Annotated in this window: 20 protein-coding genes; 2 read left to right on the forward strand and 18 right to left on the reverse strand. The window is 61.2% G+C overall.

Features of this window, described 5'->3' with window-relative positions; genetic code table 11:
* Positions 1-130: 130 nt before the first annotated feature.
* From BLT00_RS23555 to BLT00_RS23625, 15 genes are all read right to left on the reverse strand, one after another.
* Complete coding sequence (locus BLT00_RS23555; RefSeq protein WP_092150094.1) at positions 131-1,099, reverse strand: GTP 3',8-cyclase MoaA; 969 nt, start codon at positions 1,097-1,099, stop codon at positions 131-133.
* A 153-nt stretch (positions 1,100-1,252) separates the two neighbouring features.
* Entirely contained in the window at positions 1,253-1,891 is a 639-nt protein-coding gene (locus BLT00_RS23560) for a TetR/AcrR family transcriptional regulator (RefSeq protein ID WP_060741238.1), read from the reverse strand.
* 383 nt (positions 1,892-2,274) lie between these two features.
* Positions 2,275-3,069, reverse strand: coding sequence for a TatD family hydrolase (locus tag BLT00_RS23565; protein WP_092150097.1), 795 nt, complete (start codon positions 3,067-3,069; stop codon positions 2,275-2,277).
* An 11-nt stretch (positions 3,070-3,080) separates the two neighbouring features.
* Complete coding sequence (locus BLT00_RS23570) at positions 3,081-3,437, reverse strand: PilZ domain-containing protein (RefSeq protein ID WP_053180946.1); 357 nt, start codon at positions 3,435-3,437, stop codon at positions 3,081-3,083.
* Positions 3,438-3,562: 125 nt separating this feature from the next.
* A complete protein-coding gene (locus BLT00_RS23575) occupies positions 3,563-4,549 on the reverse strand; it encodes a DNA polymerase III subunit delta' (RefSeq protein WP_072344216.1) in 987 nt (328 codons plus the stop codon).
* Entirely contained in the window at positions 4,542-5,174 is a 633-nt protein-coding gene (gene tmk / locus BLT00_RS23580; protein ID WP_063324919.1) for a dTMP kinase, read from the reverse strand. Before tmk ends, BLT00_RS23575 begins: the two co-directional genes overlap by 8 nt.
* Before the next feature lie 19 nt (positions 5,175-5,193).
* On the reverse strand, positions 5,194-6,354 hold the full coding sequence (gene mltG, locus BLT00_RS23585) for an endolytic transglycosylase MltG (protein WP_086936743.1): 1,161 nt from the start codon (positions 6,352-6,354) through the stop codon (positions 5,194-5,196).
* Positions 6,355-6,357: 3 nt separating this feature from the next.
* Positions 6,358-7,173 (reverse strand): aminodeoxychorismate lyase, encoded by an 816-nt coding sequence (pabC, locus tag BLT00_RS23590; RefSeq protein ID WP_092150100.1) that lies wholly within the window; start codon positions 7,171-7,173, stop codon positions 6,358-6,360.
* Positions 7,173-8,417 (reverse strand): beta-ketoacyl-ACP synthase II, encoded by a 1,245-nt coding sequence (gene fabF / locus BLT00_RS23595; RefSeq protein ID WP_063324916.1) that lies wholly within the window; start codon positions 8,415-8,417, stop codon positions 7,173-7,175. The genes pabC and fabF overlap by 1 nt, the downstream gene beginning before the upstream one ends.
* A gap of 108 nt (positions 8,418-8,525) precedes the next feature.
* A complete protein-coding gene (acpP, locus tag BLT00_RS23600; RefSeq protein ID WP_003175607.1) occupies positions 8,526-8,762 on the reverse strand; it encodes an acyl carrier protein in 237 nt (78 codons plus the stop codon).
* Between the two features lie 191 nt (positions 8,763-8,953).
* Positions 8,954-9,697, reverse strand: coding sequence for a 3-oxoacyl-ACP reductase FabG (gene fabG / locus BLT00_RS23605; protein ID WP_018613558.1), 744 nt, complete (start codon positions 9,695-9,697; stop codon positions 8,954-8,956).
* Positions 9,698-9,712: 15 nt separating this feature from the next.
* A complete protein-coding gene (gene fabD, locus BLT00_RS23610; RefSeq protein ID WP_003204258.1) occupies positions 9,713-10,651 on the reverse strand; it encodes an ACP S-malonyltransferase in 939 nt (312 codons plus the stop codon).
* 123 nt (positions 10,652-10,774) lie between these two features.
* A complete protein-coding gene (gene plsX, locus BLT00_RS23615) occupies positions 10,775-11,785 on the reverse strand; it encodes a phosphate acyltransferase PlsX (RefSeq protein ID WP_092150103.1) in 1,011 nt (336 codons plus the stop codon).
* 4 nt (positions 11,786-11,789) lie between these two features.
* The gene (gene rpmF / locus BLT00_RS23620) at positions 11,790-11,972 is read right to left on the reverse strand and encodes a 50S ribosomal protein L32 (protein ID WP_003179396.1); all 183 of its coding nucleotides are present in this window, start codon (positions 11,970-11,972) and stop codon (positions 11,790-11,792) included.
* Between the two features lie 13 nt (positions 11,973-11,985).
* Positions 11,986-12,513: a YceD family protein gene (locus BLT00_RS23625; RefSeq protein WP_003204262.1), complete on the reverse strand. Its 528-nt coding sequence runs from the start codon at positions 12,511-12,513 to the stop codon at positions 11,986-11,988.
* A gap of 105 nt (positions 12,514-12,618) precedes the next feature.
* On the opposite strand from BLT00_RS23625, the gene BLT00_RS23630 reads away from it, so the two are divergent.
* On the forward strand, positions 12,619-13,197 hold the full coding sequence (locus BLT00_RS23630) for a Maf family protein (protein WP_092150106.1): 579 nt from the start codon (positions 12,619-12,621) through the stop codon (positions 13,195-13,197).
* Between the two features lie 138 nt (positions 13,198-13,335).
* Here the strand turns inward: BLT00_RS23630 and BLT00_RS23635 are convergent, their stop codons facing one another.
* Genes BLT00_RS23635 through rluC form a run of 3 tightly spaced genes read right to left on the reverse strand, consistent with a single transcriptional unit; the run spans position 13,336 to position 15,954 of the window.
* Positions 13,336-14,325, reverse strand: coding sequence for a S49 family peptidase (locus BLT00_RS23635; RefSeq protein WP_063324913.1), 990 nt, complete (start codon positions 14,323-14,325; stop codon positions 13,336-13,338).
* A gap of 20 nt (positions 14,326-14,345) precedes the next feature.
* On the reverse strand, positions 14,346-15,008 hold the full coding sequence (locus BLT00_RS23640; RefSeq protein WP_092150109.1) for an HAD-IA family hydrolase: 663 nt from the start codon (positions 15,006-15,008) through the stop codon (positions 14,346-14,348).
* The gene (rluC, locus tag BLT00_RS23645; protein ID WP_063325247.1) at positions 14,998-15,954 is read right to left on the reverse strand and encodes a 23S rRNA pseudouridine(955/2504/2580) synthase RluC; all 957 of its coding nucleotides are present in this window, start codon (positions 15,952-15,954) and stop codon (positions 14,998-15,000) included. The genes BLT00_RS23640 and rluC overlap by 11 nt, the downstream gene beginning before the upstream one ends.
* Positions 15,955-16,653: 699 nt before the next feature.
* Between rluC and rne the strand changes: the two genes are divergently transcribed.
* Positions 16,654-19,848, forward strand: coding sequence for a ribonuclease E (gene rne, locus BLT00_RS23650; protein ID WP_092150112.1), 3,195 nt, complete (start codon positions 16,654-16,656; stop codon positions 19,846-19,848).
* The last annotated feature ends 90 nt before the right edge of the window (positions 19,849-19,938 follow it).

A 19,938-nucleotide genomic window follows, 5' to 3' on the forward strand; every position in this document is an offset into this window, starting at 1 on the left:
CTTGCTCCCGCTGGGGCGCGCAGCGGCCCTAAAACCCGGCGACACGGTAGATCAGGTTGATTGAGTGAGCTTGAGAGGGGGCTGCTGCGCAGCCCTGCGGGAGCAAGCTCCCTCGCCACAAAAGCCTCATTCAGCCGCCGATGATTTTCATGATGGTCGCGCCGCCGGAGAATGCCACTTCCTGCTTGTCCCCCAACGCCTTGACCAACAAGCGCTGAAGCGCCGGCAATGCCTGGTGGCGGGGCTTATCCAGCAGGTCGCCGACGAAATGACGGTTACTCGACGACAGGCAGCCATGCAGCCAACCCGTGGAAGACAACCGCAACCGTGAGCAGGTACGGCAGAAAGGCACGCTTTCGTTGGCGATCACGCCAAAGTGCCCCAGCCCCGGTATCTCATAGCGCACCGCGGTAGCATCCACCGGCGCATCGGCTTGCAGGTATTCGTACTGATCGCCGATCAGGCTGAGCAGTTGCTGGAGGCTGACGAACTGTTGCAGGAACGCATTGGAGTCGCTGGCCAGGTGCCCCATGCGCATCAACTCGATGAAACGCAACTCATAACCACGTTCCAGACAGTATTCGAGCAAAGGCATCACCTGGTCCAGGTTCTGCCCGCGCAATGGCACCATGTTGACCTTGATCTTCATCCCGGCGGCTCGGGCCTGGTCCATGCCATCGAGCACGGTCGCCAGGTCGCCGCCCCGGGCGATACTGCGAAACGCGGCGGGGTCCAGGGTGTCGAGGGAAACGTTGATGCGACGGATACCGGCGTCTACCAGCAAGGGCAGTTTTTTCGCCAGCAACTGGCCATTGGTGGTCAGGCTGATGTCCTCCAGGCCCATCTGCCCCACCGCCATCATGAAACACTCGAGCTTGGGGCTGACCAACGGTTCGCCGCCGGTGATGCGCAGCCGCTCGATGCCAGCGGCCTCGATCAAATAGGCCACGCCACGCGCCATGGCCTCGGCCGACAGTTCATCCTGCGCAGCCACCAACCGCTTGCCGTCAGGCACGCAATAGGTACAGGCGTAATTGCAGGCTGAAGTCAGGCTTATCCGCAGATTACGGAAACGCCTGCCTTGACGGTCAACGATCATGGGTCACTCCGGCACGAGAAAAATCGGACTCGCAAAAATTGACCTAGAAATCAAGATTTCGCAAGACCCAAGCCTGAGTATATTACTGGGACACTGCGCCATGTAAGCGGACATGGCGCAATAAGACAGCTGAATGTCTTGGCCTGTGCGGCCTCAGTTGCTCGGGACGTCGGTATCGCGCTTGCGCTTGTTGCCCATGCGCACACCAATGTCCATCAGGAACTGGAAGAAACCTTCCTGGTCTTCCAGCACGTTGCTCCAGAACGGCGAGTGATACAGCGCCACCGCGCCATGCACCAGCGCCCAGGCAGCGCAGTAATGGAAATAAGGCGGCACATCTTCGAGCTTGCCTTCGCTGATCCGGCCCTTGATCAGCAGCGTCAGGCGTTCGAAGTTCGAGGCACGGATCTTGTGCAGCTCCTCGACCATCTCCGGCACCTGGTTGCCCTTGACCACCTTCTCTTCCAGGCGATCGAACAAGCGGTAGCGCTGCGGGTCGCGCATGCGGAACTCGAAGTAGGCCCGGGACAGGGCCTCCTTGTCCTTGTCCACATCGGCCGAATGCAGCAGCTCGTTCAAATCGCGCTCGTAGTCGAGCATCAGGCGCAGGTAGATCTCCGCCTTGGATTTGAAATGTTTATAAATCGTGCCTTTGCCGATACCCACGGCATCCGCAATCATCTCGACGGTGACACTGTCTTCACCCTGGTCGAGGAACAACTTGAGCGCGGTGTCGAGAATTTCCTGCTCGCGGCGGCGAAACTCACGGACCTTACGGGGTTCTTTGTGCATAAGAAAAAGGTCTGAAGGGTCAAAATTCGAAGCCGGGTATTATGCCTAACTTACGCAAAAATGCACGGATCATCCGTTCTCGGCCACTGTTCTTCACAAAACCGACACGCCCGGCTCGCCATTTCTCACGCCAATGCGCCGCACCTGCGAGCTTTGGCGACAGTGAGAACTTATCCGAAGCGAGCGTATTCCAAATTTGTTTAAAAACCACCCCGGCCAGACTGGACGGGTTGGCATACTGATCAATACTTGAACTGTCGGCGCGACATCTCCCCCAAGTGACGCGCTGATGAAGGTACCAACGGACCGCGTGCCTTTGTTTTACTCCTAATGGTCTTAACCCGGATTCACCCCCCAGAACCCGGGTTTTTTTTGCATGGAATTCAGGCTGGCGCCACACGCACGTGAGCCAGTGGAAACAACTCCTTAAAATTTTCCGTCGTCTGCTCGGCAAACCGCTCGTAGGGCTCACCGCGCAGCATCGCCAGAAACTCTGCCACTTCCCGTACGTATTGCGGAAGGTTCGGCTTGCCACGATAGGGAATGGGCGCCAGGTAAGGCGAGTCGGTCTCCACCAACAGCCGATCAGCCGGCACTTTGCTGGCAACGTCGCGCAATGCATCGGCATTGCGGAACGTGACAATCCCGGACAAGGAAATGTAATAGCCCATGTCCAGGGCGGCCCTGGCCATGTCCCAATCTTCGGTGAAGCAATGCAGCACCCCGGCCTGGGGCAGCGCGGCGTCACGCAGCAAGGCCAGGGTGTCGGCCCGGGCGCCGCGGGTGTGGATGATCACCGGCTTGCCGGTTTGCCGGGCGGCCTCCAGGTGCAGCCGAAACGACGCCTGCTGCACGTCGGCGGCTTCCGGTTCGTAGTGATAGTCCAGGCCGGTTTCGCCGATGGCGACTACCCGTGGATGGTCCAGCTCACGCAACAACCAATCGAGCGCCGGCGCGGCGTCGGGCTGGACATCCAGCGGGTGAACACCGACCGAGCAATCGACATCGGCATAACGTTCGGCCAGAGCCTTGACGTCGGCGGCGTTGTCGGCGCTGACGCCGATGCACAGGAAATGACCGACACCCCGTTCACGGGCCGCGTCCAGCGCAGCATCCAGGGAGCCGCCATGGGCAGCGAGGTCGAGACGGTCAAGGTGACAATGGGAATCTACAAGCATAAAAGGCCGGGCTACATCGTATGAGTGGGACGGTCGGACTTCAGGGAGCCGGCCAAGTGGGTTTCGATCTGATTACGGGCTGAATTGTCGCCGTCGCTGAATTGCACACCAACGCCGGCGGCCCTATTGCCCTGGGCGCCTTTGGGGGTAATCCAGATCACCTTGCCGGCGACCGGGATCTTTTCCGACTCATCCATCAGGCTCAAGAGCATGAACACTTCATCACCCAAGCGATAATTCTTGTTGGTGGGAATGAACAGGCCGCCGTTCTTGATGAAAGGCATGTAGGCGGCGTAAAGCACCGACTTGTCCTTGATAGTCAGGGACAGGATGCCGTTGCGTGGCCCGGGACTGACAGGTTCGTTCATGCTGATCTCCGCTGCGATTGAGCTGAGTTTAGCGTCCTGTATCACAAATACTGTTCCTTTTTGACGGCGTCTGTTGTCGTCACGAAAGGAACGTATTGGCGAAACAGGACACTGGGCCGTGTCTGTCAGTTTCGACCCGGCAAACTCGCCCACTGCACCAACAGCGCCTCGAGCAACAGCACCCGATTGAGGTTCGCTTTGCCCAGCACCTTCTGACGTTGGGCAAGAATCCAGTCCTGAATGTTCAAGATTTTATCCTGGCTGCTTTTTTGCGCCAGGTACTGGATCACCTTGCGCATGTCCGCCAACCCCAGGCCAGCCTCGTCCTCGGTCAATTGGTAGCGCAGGATCAGGCTCGACCAGTCGCAGAACCAGTCAAACAGCAAGAGCAACGGGATCGCGTTCCAACCCTCGGCCAGTTGCGTGGGGGATTGCTGCTGCTTGAGCAGTTTCTTGACCCCATCCACCACCAAGGCCCGCTGCTCCCGTACACCCTGGGCCTGAAGGCTGACAGCCGCCAGGGGCGAGCCGGCCGCCAGGGTCAGCAACTCGACACGCTCTTCGTCGCTGCTGTCGGGCAAGGCCTGGGCCAGCCACTGCAAGCTCATCGCCTCGCTCGGCAGCGGGCAGGCCTGTTGCACGCAGCGACTCTTGATGGTCGGCAGCAAGCGACTCGGCTGGTGGCTGACCAGCAACAGCACGGTGTCGCCGGAAGGCTCTTCGAGACTTTTAAGCAAGGCGTTGGCGGCGTTGATGTTCATCGACTCGACGGGTTCGATCAGCACCACCTTGCGCCCGCCCATCTGTGAGGTCTGGACCACGAAGCTGACCAGATCCCGAACCTGGTCGACCTTGATCGCCTTGTCCGCCTCCTCCGGTTCCAGCACGTAGTTGTCGGGATGGCTGCCCGCCTTAAGCAGCAGGCAGGACTTGCACTCGCCGCAGGCGTTCGAGACACCAGGACGCTGGCACAGCAGGCTGGCCATCAGGCGCTCGGCCAGCGCCCGCTTGCCGATGCCGGCCGGGCCGTGCAGCAGATAGGCGTGGGCATGCTGGGCACGACCGGCCAGTTGCTGCCAGAGGCCGTCTTGCCAGGGATAGGCTTCAGCCACGGACGCGCTCCAGCAAACGCGGCAGCAAGCCGTCCAGGGACTGTTGGACCTGTGCCAGCGGTTGCGCGGCATCGATCAGCAGGTAACGCGCCGGATCGGCCTTGGCGCGATTCAGGAAGGCACTGCGTACGGCGTTGAAGAAAGCCTGGCCCTCCAGCTCGAAACGATCCAGCCGACCACGGGCACTGGCGCGGGCCAGGCCGATTTCCACCGGCAGGTCGAACACCAGGGTCAGGTCTGGCCGCAGGTCACCCTGGACGAAGGTTTCCAACGCGCCGATGCGCTCCACGGACAAGCCCCGGCCGCCGCCCTGGTAGGCATAGGTCGAATCGGTAAAACGATCGCAGAGCACCACCGCGCCACGGGCCAGCGCCGGGCGAATCACCTCGGCCAGATGCTGTGCCCTGGCCGCGAACACCAGCAACAGCTCGGTGTCGGGGTTCATGACCTCTTCAATGGGCGCCAGCAGTACCTCGCGAATTCGCTCGGCCAGCGGCGTACCGCCCGGTTCGCGGGTCAACACCACCTCGATGCCAGCCGCCCGCAGGCGTTCGGCCAGGTATTCGCGGTTAGTGCTCTTGCCGGCGCCTTCCGGGCCTTCCAGCGTTATAAACAAGCCAGTCACAGGCGATCCTTAATCAAAGTCATTGCGGGCTCGGCGGCTCGCTGGCATCCGGTTCGGGAGCCGGCACTTGGGGCGGCACCTGGGGTACAGCGTCGGGCGCCGTGTCGGGTGATGCCGCGGGAATGGGTGCCTGCTCGTCCGGTGTTGCCGGGGCCGGACTGGAGCGGTAATCGGCACGGCGCTTGAGTTGGAATTCGCGCACCGCGTTGTTGTGCGACTCCAAGTCATCGGAAAACACGTGGCTGCCGTCACCGCGGGCGACAAAGTAAAGGCTGTTGCCCTGCGCCGGGTTCAACGCGGCATGAATCGCCTCGCGCCCCACCATCGCAATCGGCGTCGGCGGCAGGCCAGGAATCAAATAGGTGTTGTACGGATTTTCTTCTTTCAGATGGGCGCGGGTGAGTTTGCCGGTATAGCGCTCGCCCAGACCATAGATCACCGTGGGGTCAGTCTGCAGCAGCATCCCCAAGCGCATGCGCCGCACAAAGACGCCGGCAATCTGCCCGCGTTCCTGGGGCACGCCGGTTTCCTTCTCCACCAACGACGCCATGATCAGCGCCTGATACGGCTGGGTATAAGGCACATCGGCGGCACGCTGTGCCCACTCCTTGGCGAGCACGTCTTCCAGGCGCTCGTAGGCTTTTTTCAGCAGGTCGACGTCCGAGGTGCCGCGCACGAAGCGATAGGTATCCGGGAAGAATCGGCCTTCGGGAAATATCCCGGAGTGACCCAGACGGTCCATGACCTGGGCGTCGCTCAGGCCGGTGAGGGTCTGCTGGAGTTTTTCATCCTTGGCCAGTGCGGCGCGCACCTGGCGGAAATTCCAGCCCTCCACCAGTGTCACGCTGTACTGCACCACTTCGCCGCGTTTCCAGACACCGATCAGGCCTTCCATGGTCATGCCCGGCACCATCCGATATTCACCGGAATGCAGTGGCTGGTCGGCGAGATTGAAGCGCCAATAGATCCGCAGCCAGAAGGCGTCCTTGATCAGGCCATCGGCTTCGAGGCGCTTGAGGGTTCCGGTCGGGGTGGTCCCGTTGGGCACGTCCAGCAATTCTTCCTGGGTGATGTTCAGCGGCTGTTGCAGCGCCGAATGAATCTTCCAGGCCGAAGCGCCCAACATCAGCCCTGCCAGAACCAGTCCGGTCTCCAGCAGCAGCAAGAATTTACGTCTCACGAATCAAACATCCAATAGCGCACGGGCAAGGGTTTGCAGTTTACGGGTGAGCGGGCCAACCGACCAGCGCGCCGAACCGCATCCGCGTACCGGCCACACGCCATAAACGCTGTTGCAGACAAAGACTTCATCAGCCTGGTGCAGCTGTTCGAGACTGATATCCGTGATTTGCGTGGCGATGCCTTGGGACTTGGCTTGAAACAATAATTCTGCGCGCATCACGCCGGCCACGCCGCAACGGCTCAGGTCCGCCGTGAACAACACGCCGTCGCGCACCAGGAACAGGTTGCTGAAGACACCTTCGATCACCCGCCCGGACGTATCCAGCATCAAGCCTTCGGCGTATTGCCCATCGCTCCATTCGGCACGAGCCAGCACTTGTTCCAGGCGATTGAGGTGTTTGAGGCCGGCAAGCAAGGGCTGCTCGGACAACCGCACGCTGCAGGGAAACAGCAGAACGCCTTGTTCGGCATGGGCGGCGGGATAAGCGGCTGGTGGGCTCCCTTGCAGGATGCGTCGGGCCGGGGTCGAGGGATCTGCGGCATAACCGCGCAGACTGTCGCCACGGGTCACGATCAGCTTCAGCACGCCGTAGTCCAGGCGCCGGGCATAGGCATTCAACTCGGTGCTCAACGCGCTCATGTCGACGTTGAGCGCCAACCGCCGGCAACCGGTTTCCAGGCGTTGCAGGTGACGCGCCAGCAACACCGGTTCGCCACTTTGCACGGCGAGGGTCTCGAACAACCCATCGCCGTAAGCCAGGCCGCGATCTTTCAGCGACAGGACGTCGGCCGGCTGACCGTCGACCCAGCTTTCCATCAACCGGCGAACCGGCGGAACACCAGCGAACCGTTGGTCCCGCCAAAGCCGAAGGAGTTGGACAGCACCACATCGATGTCCATGCTGCGGGCAGTGTGCGGCACGAAGTCCAGGTCGCAACCTTCGTCCGGCTCATCGAGGTTGATGGTCGGCGGCGCTGTCTGGCTGTTGATCGCCAGGACGCTGAAGATCGCTTCCACCGCCCCTGCCGCACCCAACAGGTGACCGGTCATGGACTTGGTCGAACTGACCGCCAGCTTGTACGCGTGATCGCCGAACACGGTCTTGATCGCCTGGGCTTCGGCCAAGTCGCCGGCCGGGGTCGAAGTGCCGTGGGCGTTGATGTACTGCACCTGCTCGCCGTTGAGTTTCGCATCACGCAAGGCGTTGGCGATGCAACGGGCAGCACCGGCGCCATCGGCCGGTGGCGACGTCATGTGGTAGGCGTCGCCGCTGGTGCCAAAGCCGATCAGTTCGGCGTAGATGGTCGCGCCGCGCGCCTTGGCGTGCTCCAGCTCCTCGAGCACCAGCGCACCGGCACCGTCGGACAGCACGAAGCCATCGCGGCCCTTGTCCCACGGCCGGCTCGCACGGGCGGGCTCGTCGTTGCGGGTCGACAGCGCACGGGAAGCACCAAAGCCCCCCATGCCCAGGCCGCAAGCCGCCATCTCGGCCCCACCGGCAATCATCACGTCGGCTTCGTCGTACATGATGTTGCGCGCGGCCATGCCGATGCAGTGGGTACCGGTGGTGCACGCCGTGGCAATGGCGTAGTTGGGTCCCTGGGCACCCAGGTGGATGGACAGGAAACCGGAAATCATGTTGATGATCGAGCCCGGCACGAAGAACGGAGAAATCCGTCGCGGCCCCGATTCGTGCAGCGTGCGGCTGGTTTCTTCGATATTGGTCAAGCCGCCAATACCCGAGCCCATGGCCACGCCGATGCGTTCACGGTTGGCGTCGGTGACTTCCAGCCCGGCGTTGCGCACTGCCTGGAAACCGGCTGCCAAGCCGTATTGAATGAACAGGTCAAGCTTGCGAGCTTCCTTGACCGACAGGTATTCCTCGACATTGAAGCCCTTTACCGAGCCGCCAAAACGGGTGGAATAGGCAGAAAGGTCGGTGTGTTCGATCAGACCAATGCCACTGCGGCCAGCCAGAATGCCCTGCCAACTGCTCGGCACATCCGTGCCCAGTGGCGACAACATACCCATACCGGTGACTACGACGCGTCTACGCGACACAGCACTCTCCTTTTTCTAATGACGACTTTGCATCAGGCCTAAAGAAAAAACCGCACGCCGTGATGGCAGTGCGGTTTTTCCATGACAGCTAGCGACGACTAAAAACGATTACGCCTGGTGGCTGGTAACGTAGTCGATAGCAGCTTGTACAGTAGTGATCTTCTCAGCTTCTTCGTCAGGAATCTCGGTCTCGAATTCCTCTTCCAGAGCCATCACCAGCTCAACGGTGTCAAGGGAGTCGGCACCCAGGTCTTCTACGAAGGAAGCGGTGTTCACAACTTCTTCTTCTTTAACGCCCAGTTGCTCGGCAACGATTTTCTTGACGCGCTCTTCGATGGTGCTCATACCTTGTTTTCACTCCTAATGGACAAATTCAGGCAGCTGGCCGGTGGGTAAGTGTATAGAAGAACTTTTCGGTTTTTCAACCGAAAGCTTCACTCCTCAAACCCTGCGGCCCGCCGTCTATAAATTGATTGCAGCTTTATAACGGATTTTAGACAGCTCGTATGACATTTTTTTGAAGCAATCCGTCACATTTAACTCATGTACATCCCGCCGTTCACCGGGATTGTAGCCCCGGTCACGTATGCCGCACCGTCCGACGCAAGAAAAGCGACCACGGACGCGATTTCTTGAGCTTGCCCCAGACGACCCAGCGGAATCTGTGTCAACAAGGCTTCGCGCTGTGCTTCCGGCAGTTCACGGGTCATGTCGGTGTCGATGAAACCCGGTGCAACCGAGTTTACCGTAATCGAGCGCGAACCCACTTCACGCGCCAGCGCACGGCTGAAACCTTCCAGACCGGCCTTCGCCGCAGCATAGTTTACTTGGCCTGCGTTGCCCATGGCACCCACAACCGAACCGATACTGATAATTCGACCCCAGCGAGCCTTGGTCATGCCACGCAAAACGCCCTTGGACAGTCGGTACAGGCTGTTCAGGTTGGTGTCGACGACGTCGAACCATTCGTCATCTTTCATGCGCATCATCAGGTTATCGCGGGTGATACCGGCATTGTTGACCAGGATCGCCGGCGCACCGAACTGCTCCTGAATGCTTGCCAGCACCGCCGCAACGGATTCGTCGCTGGTGACGTTCAACTCAAGGCCGGTGCCTTGGATGCCGTTTTCCTTCAGGGTCGCAGCAATACGCTCGGCGCCCGAAGCGGAAGTCGCGGTACCGATGACGATGGCGCCTTGACGACCCAGTTCCAGGGCGATGGCCTGGCCGATGCCACGGCTTGCACCGGTCACCAGTGCAACTTTACCTTGCAGACTCATGCAAGCTTCTCCTGTTCAGGCCTGCGCTGCACGGGCGGCAGCGAAGGCGTCTGGGGTGTTGAGGTTGGAAGTCGATACGCCTTCGGCGCAGCGTTTGTTCAGGCCTGCCAGCACTTTGCCAGGGCCGCACTCGACCAGCTCGGTCGCGCCCTTGGCCGCCAGGGTCTGCACCGATTCGACCCAGCGAACCGGCTTGTAGAGCTGCTCCAGCAGATCACGCTTGAGGGTCTCGAGATCCGGCGCCACGTTGGCGCTGACATTCTGCACCACGGGAATCTGCGGCGCCTGCCAGTCGATGGCGGCGATGGATTCGGCAAAGCGCTCGGCAGCCGGACGCATCAGTTCGCAGTGCGACGGCACGCTGACCGGCAGTGGCATGGCGCGCTTGGCTCCACGGGCCTTGCAGCCCTCGATGGCGCGCTCGACAGCCGCCTTGGCACCGGCGATGACCACTTGGCCCGGAGAGTTGAAGTTCACCGCACTGACCACATCGCCTTGCGCCGCTTCGGCACAGGCGGCCAGCACATCGGCGTCTTCCAGGCCGAGGATCGCGGCCATGCCGCCCTGCCCGGCCGGAACCGCTTCCTGCATCAACTGGCCACGACGCTCCACCAGTTTCACCGCGTCGCCCAGGCTCAGGCTGCCAGCGGCTACGAGGGCGCTGTATTCGCCCAGGCTGTGACCGGCGACGAATGCCGGGCGCGCGCCGCCTTCAGCCAGCCACAGGCGCCACAATGCGATCGAGGCGGTCAGGATGGCCGGCTGGGTTTTATCGGTTTGATTGAGGCGCTCTTCCGGCCCTTGCTGGGTCAGTGCCCAGAGGTCATAGCCGAGCGCATCGGAAGCTTCTTTGAATGTTTCGAGGATCAGCGGGTATTGCGCGCCCAGCTCGGCCAGCATGCCGAGGGACTGCGAGCCCTGTCCTGGAAAGACGAATGCGAGGGAAGCAGACATGAAAACAAAGCCCCTAATGATCTTGTCGTCAAAAATTGACGCCCCTGGGGGCGCTAGGAAACTGAGAGTTGGATGGCGGCTTGAACCGACCGGTCACATTTAAGCATTGTCGGACGAAAACGCCTAAGTTAACAAATCCTCGAGGCGACCATGCAGGCGCTCCGGCAGGTTTTCCTGGATCTCGATCACCGCTCGGTTGATCGCACTCTGGAAACCCTGCACCCCCGCCGAACCGTGACTCTTGATCACGATCCCCTGCAACCCAAGGAAACTCGCACCGTTATGCCGCGCTGGCGCCAGGTCAGCCTGCAACCGACGCATCAACGGCAGCGCCAGGGCGCCGACCACCCGCGAGGCGAAGCTTTGCTTGAACAAGGCCTCGATGCGCTGGCCGATCATGGTCGCCAGGCCTTCGCTGGACTTGAGCAGGATATTGCCGACGAAGCCATCGCACACCACCACATCGGCCTCGCCACGGTACAAGCCATCGCCTTCGACGAAACCGATGTAGTTGATGCCGCGCGCGCCCTGCAGCAGCGTGGCCGCCAGCTTGACCTGCTGGTTGCCCTTGATGTCTTCGGTACCGATGTTCAGCAACGCCACACGAGGGCGCACGATGCCCAGGGTTTGCGCCGCGACCGAGCCCATCACCGCAAACTGCAGCAAATGTTCGGCACTGCAATCGACGTTGGCCCCCAGGTCGAGCAACTGACAAAACCCACGCTGGGTCGGAATCGCCGCCACCATTGCAGGCCGGTCGATACCCGGCAAGGTCTTGAGCACGTAGCGCGACAGCGCCATCAGCGCACCGGTATTGCCTGCGCTGACGCATGCCTGGACCTTGCCATCGCGCAGCAGCTCAAGGGCTACCCGCATCGAGGCGTCAGGCTTGCCGCGCAGGACCTGGGCCGGCTTTTCGTCCATGGTGATGATTTCGGACGCTGGGGCAATCGTCAGGCGCGCGCGGTCGACAGCCGATTGGCCGCTGAGCATTTCTTCCAGGAGGGAGGGTTGACCGACGAGGGTCAGGTGCAGCGAGGGCGTAGCATTCAGACAAGCAAGGCTGGCCTGAACAATGCTGCGGGGACCGAAGTCCCCGCCCATTGCGTCAATCGCGATGACTTGAGCGGACAAGTGATTACTCGTCGGCGCCCTTGTCGATCACTTTACGACCACGGTATACGCCTTCTGGCGATACGTGGTGACGCAGGTGAACTTCACCAGTGGTTTTTTCTACGGACAGGGTGCTAGCCTCGAGAGCGTCGTGCGAACGGCGCATGTCACGGGCAGAGCGGGATTTTTTGTTCTGCTGAACAGCCATAATTGATTAACTCCTAAACGTTTGGGTCACGCTTTAACTGCGCCAATACACTGAACGGGTTGGACCGCGTTACCTCGTCCTCGCTCGGTTCGGGCTCATCTGCTCCCGCCGGCTGCTGGCATTCTTCCGGATGATGAGCAGGCACAATGGGCAAGGCGAGCAGAAGCTCCTCCTCGATCAGTGACTGCAGATCCAATGGATCTTCGCCCAGTTCCAGCACGTCATAACCTTTCGGCAACGACTGGGTATTCGCACCCTCCTTCACCACGGCGTAACTGCATTCGCTGTGGATCGGCAGGGTGACCAGCTCAAGACAACGCTGGCAAACCATTTTGACTTCAGTGTCGATAAAGCTGTGGATTACCACAGATTTACGTTCATCTCGTTCAAAAACGAATTTGGCCTGGACCGTACCGACATCGTCGGAAAGCGGGTCGCAGAGTCTCTTCAAATCGGCCAGCAGCAGTTCACCTTGAAGGGTGGTGCCACGGTCAGCCAATTTGCGCGGGTCAACGTGAGGTGGAATCGGGTCATTCAACATAGGCGCAGCATTATAGGGATGCCCCCGGCCATGTCAAAGGAAATTCAGCCCTGTCCGTCACTTGCGCGCCTCGCTAGAATTCGCCCCTGCCTTTTGGAGCCGCCCATGCTGCCTTTATTACTTGCCTCAAGCTCGGTCTACCGCCGGGAATTGCTTGCCCGCCTGGGACTGCCGTTCGTCTGCTGCTCACCCGACATCGATGAAAGCCGTCGTCCCGGCGAGCCCGCCCTTGAACTGGTCAAGCGCCTGGCCCGGGAAAAAGCCCTGGCACTGGCCGACAGCCACCCGGCGCACCTGATCATCGGCTCAGACCAGGTCGCCGTGCTCGGCGAACGCATCCTGGGCAAGCCTCACACCTTCGAGAACGCTCGCGAGCAATTGTTGGCCGCCAGCGGCGCGAGGGTCACGTTCCTGACAGGCCTGGCGCTGCTCAACAGCCAGACCGGCCACTGCCAGGTCGATTGCGCTCCATTTACCGTGAACATGCGCGCACTGGACCCAGGGCGCGTCGAACGCTACCTGCGGGCCGAGCAGCCTTACGACTGCGCCGGCAGCTTCAAGGCCGAAGGACTGGGCGTGAGCCTGTTCCAGAGCACCGAAGGGCCAGACGCCACCAGCCTGGTTGGCCTGCCGTTGATTCGTCTTGTGGATATGTTGCTGGCCGAGGGTGTGCAGATCCCCTGAAGCAGCCCGGCCTGCAAACCTGTGTGGCGAGGGAGCTTGCTCCCGCTCGGTTGCGCAGCGACCGCAACAAACGGGGCTGCTGCGCAGCCCAGCGGGAGCAAGCTCCCTCGCCACAGGGATCGAGAACAGCACTGGCAATCAGCGCAACGCCGGGCCCTGGAACCCCATCCACATCGCCAAATGCTCGGCAATGCTAGCCCCCAGCTTTTTCGAGAAACGATCGAACGGCGACTCTTCGATGGTGAAGTCCACGAGGTCTTTCTGGCCGATCACATCCCGCGCCACCGAACTGGCACTGCCCAAGCCGTCGATCAGGCCCAGCGGCAACGCCTGCTCACCCGACCAGACCAGCCCGGAGAACAACTCCGGATGCTCCTTGTCCTTCAGGCGCTCGCCCCGACCCTTCTTGACGCTGGCAATGAATTGCTTGTGAGTGGTATCGAGCACGCCCTGCCAAAAAGCGGTTTCTTCAGGCTTTTGCGGCTGGAACGGATCAAGGAAGGATTTATGCTCGCCGGAGGTATACACGCGACGCTCCACCCCCAACTTATCCATGGTCCCGACAAAGCCATAGCCGGTCGCAGTCACACCAATGGAGCCCACCAGGCTGGCCTTGTCGGCATAGATCTGATCCGCCGCGCTGGCAATGTAATAAGCACCGGAGGCACCGAGATCTGAAATGACCGCATACACCTTGGTATCCGGGTGCAATGCGCGCAGCCGCACGATCTCGTCGTAAACGTACCCCGATTGCACCGGACTACCGCCTGGACTGTTGATACGCAGCACCACGCCCTTGACCTTCGGGTCCTCGAAGGCGGCCCGCAGGCTACCGACGATATTGTCGGCACTGGCAGGCTCTTTGTCGGCGATCATGCCCTCGATATTGATCAAGGCGGTGTACGCCGAGCCGGCGACAGCGCTTTTCTCCATGTTCATCAGCGGCGTGAACAGCGCCAGTGCACCAAAAAGATAAATAAAGGTCAGCAACTTGAAGAAAATACCCCAGCGGCGGGAGCGACGCTGTTCCTGCACGCTGGCGAGCAAGGTTTTCTCCAACAGCTTCCAGCTTTTGTCATCCCCGCTCTCGGCGCTCGCCTTGACAGGTGCTTTCCATTCATCGGTCATGCGTGAATCCCCAGCAAAACTTAAAGAGCCCGCTGGCTCAGCCAGGCGTGCAACTCAGGAAAATGATCAATGGCCAGTCGCGGCTCGAATGCCCGTAGCGCCTCGATCGTTTGAGCGCCGTAGCTGACCGCCACCGACCCCATGCCGGCGTTGCGCGCCATCTGCAGGTCGAATGACGAATCCCCCACCATCAGCGCCTGCTCCGGCCGCACGTCGCAGTGCGCCAGGATCTGCTCAAGCATCAACGGATGCGGCTTGCTGGCGGTTTCGTCCGCGGCACGGGTGATATCGAAATAATCCTCCCAGCCATGGGACTTGAGCACTCGATCCAACCCGCGACGAGCCTTGCCGGTCGCGACAGCCAGGTGATAGCCCTCGGTCCGCAGAACCTCCAGCGTACCCGCCACACCCTCGAACAACGGTGAAGGCTCGGCGTCCAGCGCGATATAGTGATCGGCATAATGCTGGCGAAAAACCACCAGCTCATTGTCGTCGATTTCCGGGTACAGGCTGCGAATAGCTTCTGGCAATCCGAGGCCAATAATGCCTTTTACCGCTAAGTCATCGCACCGGGCATACGCCATGCGGTCCGAGGCGACATGCATCGCCTCCACGATCCGGCCAATGGAGTTGGCCAGAGTGCCATCCCAATCGAAGATCAACAGTTTGTAGTCAGGATGCACTCAACCGCTCCACGGTCTTGGCCCACATGTCATCCACCGGGGCCTGCAATTTCAGCTCGCCACCATCGGGCAGCGGCACGGTCAGCATGTAAGCATGGAGAAACAGGCGTTTGCCGCCCAGATCGCGGATTTCCTTGGTGAAATCGTCATCGCCGTACTTGCTGTCGCCGGCAATGCAATGCCCGGCATGCAAGGTATGGACACGGATCTGGTGGGTGCGCCCGGTCACCGGCTTGGCTTCGACCAGGGTGGCGAAGTCATCGAAACGGCGCAGCACCTTGAATACCGTCAGCGCCTCCTTGCCCTCCTCGTTGACTTCGACCATGCGCTCGCCCGAACGCAGGTTGCTCTTGAGCAACGGCGCACGGACTTGCTTGATGGAGGTTTCCCAGCGACCACGCACCAGCGCCATGTAGCGCTTGTCGACGCCGTCGCCGCGCAATTGCTCGTGCAGGTGGCGCAACATGCTGCGTTTCTTGGCGATCATCAGCAGGCCGGAGGTGTCGCGATCGAGGCGGTGGACCAGTTCCAGCTCCTTGGCGTCCGGGCGCAACTGACGAAAGGCTTCGATCACACCGAAATTCAGGCCGCTGCCGCCGTGAACCGCAATGCCTGCGGGCTTGTTGATCACGATCAGGGCTTTGTCTTCATAGATAATCGAGGCTTCAAGGCGTTGCAGCAGCCCCTGGGCCAGGGGCACCGGCTCATCGCGCTCGGGCACGCGAACCGGCGGCACGCGCACGATGTCACCGGCCTGGAGCTTGTACTCAGGCTTGATCCGACCTTTGTTCACTCGCACTTCGCCTTTGCGCAAAATGCGGTAGATCAAGGTCTTGGGCACGCCTTTGAGCCGGGCCAGCAGGAAGTTATCGATTCGTTGGCCGGCATATTCCGGCGAGACCTCGAGCAGTTGAACGCCAGGGGTCGAAGGGGCAGTAGTTGTCATGGCGGCGATCATAACAATTTTTTATGGAATTGAAGCACTTAATCATTGCTGCTATAGTCGCGAACGCCGCCAAAAGTGGCTGGACAGTGGACCAGCGGTCAAAAACCGGCCCTGACCAACGCAATTCACGAGGACGAGAGGCCGTCCTACGGGGCTTTCGCTACGTAACGGTAGAGTTTTCAGGTGTAACGAGCGCAGGTGACATGAGGCCTGAAATACGCCGCAAAGCAGAGTTTTGACTCGCCTTGCGCGCCATATTCACGGCCAGTTCACAAAGTGCAGTCAGCTGCGGACGACCCCGAGCGAATGCTTCGGAAACAACGCCTAAATTAGCCATGATGCGTGACCTCCCCTTCCGGAGCTCACGGTAAATGCCAACCCGCTGCGGATTCTGCGCGCGGCAGCACCCGAATTATCAGGGATACGTGTAGGGTGGAGATGTACAACCGTCGGACTGTGTAGCACTAGGCTTATATTTAGACGCTTCATCTCGTCCACAGGCGCCGGTTGATTCCTCCTCCTGACTGAGTGCTTGAGTACCAGCAAGCAGGACGCGTCCGTCGCGACTTCGCCATCATTGGGTCGAACTCGCTGGACACTGGAGTGGCCTTGCCATCTCCAGGACGCACCTGACACCGACCGTGAGAAGTCGTGTGTGCCGAACGCCGTTTCCGGCAGCCCGGAAACCGACGGTACTACATGAAAAGAATGCTGATTAACGCAACTCAACCCGAAGAGTTGCGTGTTGCACTGGTAGACGGCCAGCGCCTCTACGACCTGGATATCGAATCCGGTGCACGCGAGCAGAAGAAGGCCAACATCTATAAAGGCCGGATTACTCGCATCGAACCAAGCCTTGAGGCTGCCTTTGTCGATTTCGGCTCCGAGCGCCACGGCTTCCTGCCCCTCAAAGAAATCTCCCGCGAATACTTCAAGAAGGCCCCTGAAGGCCGCGTCAACATCAAGGACGTCCTGAGCGAAGGCCAGGAAGTCATCGTCCAGGTCGAAAAAGAAGAACGTGGCAACAAGGGCGCCGCCCTGACCACCTTCATCAGCCTGGCCGGCCGTTACCTGGTCCTGATGCCGAACAACCCTCGCGCCGGCGGCATCTCCCGCCGCATCGAAGGCGAAGAGCGCAATGAACTGCGTGAAGCCCTGAACGGCCTGGTTGCCCCGGCTGACATGGGCCTGATCGTTCGCACTGCCGGCCTGGGCCGCAGCAGCGAAGAAATGCAGTGGGACCTCGACTACCTGCTGCAACTGTGGACCGCCATCAAAGAAGCCTCGCTGGATCGCTCCGCGCCGTTCCTGATCTACCAGGAAAGCAACGTGATCATCCGCGCCATCCGCGATTACCTGCGCCAGGACATCGGCGAAGTGCTGATCGACAGCGTCGAAGCCCAGGACGAAGCCCTGACCTTCATTCGCCAGGTGATGCCGCAGTACGCCAGCAAGATCAAGCTCTACGAAGACAGCGTTCCGCTGTTCAACCGTTTCCAGATCGAAAGCCAGATCGAAACCGCCTTCCAGCGCGTCGTCGAACTGCCGTCCGGCGGCTCCATCGTCATCGACCCGACCGAAGCCCTGGTGTCCATCGACATCAACTCGGCGCGCGCCACCAAAGGCAGCGACATCGAAGAGACCGCCCTGCAGACCAACCTTGAAGCGGCCGAGGAAATCGCCCGTCAGTTGCGCCTGCGCGACATCGGCGGCCTGATCGTCATCGACTTCATCGACATGACCCCGGCCAAGAACCAGCGCGCCGTGGAAGAAAAGGTCCGTGAATGCCTGGAAGCCGACCGTGCCCGCGTACAGGTCGGTCGCATCTCGCGCTTCGGCCTGCTGGAAATGTCCCGTCAGCGCCTGCGTCCGTCCCTGGGCGAAAGCAGCGGCATCGTCTGCCCTCGCTGCAACGGCACCGGCATCATCCGTGACGTCGAGTCGCTGTCCCTGGCGATCCTGCGCCTGATCGAAGAAGAAGCCCTGAAAGACCGCACCGCCGAAGTTCGCGCCCAAGTGCCGATCCCGGTGGCCGCGTTCCTGCTCAACGAAAAACGCAACTCGATCACCAAGATCGAACTGCGGACCCGTGCCCGCATCGTCATCCTGCCGAACGATCACCTCGAGACGCCGCACTTCGAAGTGCAGCGCCTGCGCGATGACAGCCCGGAAGCCCACACCAACCAGTCCAGCTACGAAATCGCTGCTGCCGCTGCCGAAGTGGAAGAAGTCCAGCCGGCCGCCGCCACTCGCACCCTGGTTCGCCAGGAAGCTGCGGTCAAGACCGCTCCGGCCCGCGCCAATGCTCCGGTTCCGACCGAAGTGGCCGCTCCGGTTGCCGCCCCGGCCGCCGCACCAGAGCCAAGCCTGTTCAAAGGCCTGGTGAAGTCGCTGGTCAGCCTGTTCGCCACCAAGGAAGAACCTGCTGCCCCGGCCGTTGTCGCCAAGCCTGCCACGACCGAGCGTCCTGCCCGCAACGAAGAACGCCGTAACGGTCGCCAACAGACCCGCAACCGCAACGGTCGTCGCGACGAAGAACGCAAACCTCGCGAAGAACGTGCACCGCGTGAAGAACGTGCGCCACGCGAGCCGCGTGAAGAGCGTCAGCCACGCGAAGCCCGTGAGGAAGCGCCAGCCGTAGCCCGCGAAGAGCGTGCACCGCGTCCGCCCCGTGAAGAACGTCAGCCGCGCGCACCGCGTGAAGATCGCAAGCCACGTGGCGAGCGTGAAGAACGTGTTCGCGAACTGCGCGAGCCACTGGATGCCGCCCCGGCTGCTGCCACCACCGCTGAAGAGCGTCCGGCCCGCCAGCCTCGTGAAGAACGCGCACCGCGTCCGCCACGTGAAGAGCGCCAGCCACGCGCCGAGCAGGCAGCCGCCGCTGCCAGCGAAGAAGAAGTGCTGAACACCGAAGAGCAGTTGCAGGAAGACGGCCAGGACACCGCCGAAGGCGATCGTCCACGCCGCCGCTCCCGTGGCCAGCGTCGTCGCAGCAACCGTCGTGAGCGTCAGCGCGACGCCAACGGCAACGTGATCGAAGGTTCGGAAGAGTCCGAGTCCACCGAGAACACTGAAGCGCCAAGCGCTGCCGATCTGGCTGCCGGCCTGGCCGTGACTGCGGCCGTTGCCAGCAGCGCAATCAGCGCCCCGGCCGAAGCCCAGGCTCACGAACAAGCCGAACGCGCTACCGCTGCGGTGGAAAGCGCGCCAGTTGCCGAAGCTCCGGTGGTCGAAGCCACTACCCCGGTAGAAGTCACCGCTTCGCCAGAAGTGGAAGTCGCCCCGGCCCATGAAGCCCAGGTTGCTGAAACTGAAGTGGTCGCCGAGCCTGCACCGGTTGTTGAGCAGCCAGTGGTAGCCGCTGAGCCGGCCGTTGAAACACCGGCCGAGGAAAAGGCCCCGGAGCCTGCCCGCGAGGAGCAGACTGCATTCAACTGGACCGCCGAGCCAGCCGCACCGGCACCTGTTGCGGAGCCTGAGCCGGCACCAGAGCCTATGAAAGCGGTCGAGCCAGAAGTGGTTGAGTCTGCTCCAGTGGTCGAGGCGCCGGTGGTTGCCGAAGCCCCTGCCCCGGTGGAAGTGCCTGCACCCGCCAGCGCCCTGACCGCGAACGGCCGTGCGCCGAACGATCCGCGCGAAGTGCGCCGTCGCAAGCGTGAAGCCGAGCGTCTGCAGAAGGAAGCCGAACAAGCTGCCGCTGCTGCCGCTCAAGCGCCTGCTGCCGAGCCAGCTCCAGCCGTGGAAGAAGTCGCCGAGGCAGCCCCTGCCCCGGTCGCCGAAACCCCGGTTGAATCAGCTCCGACATTCGACGAACCTCAGCACAGCGCTGAAGAAGTCGTGCCGCGTCACACTGAAGCCCTGGAAAAAGAGCACGAGCCTAAACCTCACGCCTGATTCCACCGCCCAGTAAAAAGCCCCGCCTGGTGATGCCAGGCGGGGCTTTTTTATGCCTTCATACTTATCCACAGCGGGACTGGGACCAGA

The sequence above is a fragment of the Pseudomonas sp. NFACC51 genome, from assembly GCF_900103575.1.
GTDB classification, from domain to species: Bacteria; Pseudomonadota; Gammaproteobacteria; order Pseudomonadales; family Pseudomonadaceae; genus Aquipseudomonas; species Aquipseudomonas fluorescens_Q.

Bases quoted from the DNA above. Each gene is read 5' to 3' on its own strand.
- BLT00_RS23555 (WP_092150094.1), bottom strand. From the start codon at position 1,099: ATGATCGTTGACCGTCAAGGCAGGCGTTTCCGTAATCTGCGGATAAGC.
- BLT00_RS23630 (WP_092150106.1), top strand. From the start codon at position 12,619: ATGCTGCCTTTATTACTTGCCTCAAGCTCGGTCTACCGCCGGGAATTG.
- pabC (WP_092150100.1), bottom strand. From the start codon at position 7,173: ATGGAAAGCTGGGTCGACGGTCAGCCGGCCGACGTCCTGTCGCTGAAA.
- BLT00_RS23570 (WP_053180946.1), bottom strand. From the start codon at position 3,437: ATGAACGAACCTGTCAGTCCCGGGCCACGCAACGGCATCCTGTCCCTG.
- fabG (WP_018613558.1), bottom strand. From the start codon at position 9,697: ATGAGTCTGCAAGGTAAAGTTGCACTGGTGACCGGTGCAAGCCGTGGC.
- rluC (WP_063325247.1), bottom strand. From the start codon at position 15,954: ATGACAACTACTGCCCCTTCGACCCCTGGCGTTCAACTGCTCGAGGTC.
- BLT00_RS23625 (WP_003204262.1), bottom strand. From the start codon at position 12,513: ATGTTGAATGACCCGATTCCACCTCACGTTGACCCGCGCAAATTGGCT.
- BLT00_RS23560 (WP_060741238.1), bottom strand. From the start codon at position 1,891: ATGCACAAAGAACCCCGTAAGGTCCGTGAGTTTCGCCGCCGCGAGCAG.
- rne (WP_092150112.1), top strand. From the start codon at position 16,654: ATGAAAAGAATGCTGATTAACGCAACTCAACCCGAAGAGTTGCGTGTT.
- acpP (WP_003175607.1), bottom strand. From the start codon at position 8,762: ATGAGCACCATCGAAGAGCGCGTCAAGAAAATCGTTGCCGAGCAACTG.
- fabD (WP_003204258.1), bottom strand. From the start codon at position 10,651: ATGTCTGCTTCCCTCGCATTCGTCTTTCCAGGACAGGGCTCGCAGTCC.
- BLT00_RS23565 (WP_092150097.1), bottom strand. From the start codon at position 3,069: ATGCTTGTAGATTCCCATTGTCACCTTGACCGTCTCGACCTCGCTGCC.
- rpmF (WP_003179396.1), bottom strand. From the start codon at position 11,972: ATGGCTGTTCAGCAGAACAAAAAATCCCGCTCTGCCCGTGACATGCGC.
- BLT00_RS23635 (WP_063324913.1), bottom strand. From the start codon at position 14,325: ATGACCGATGAATGGAAAGCACCTGTCAAGGCGAGCGCCGAGAGCGGG.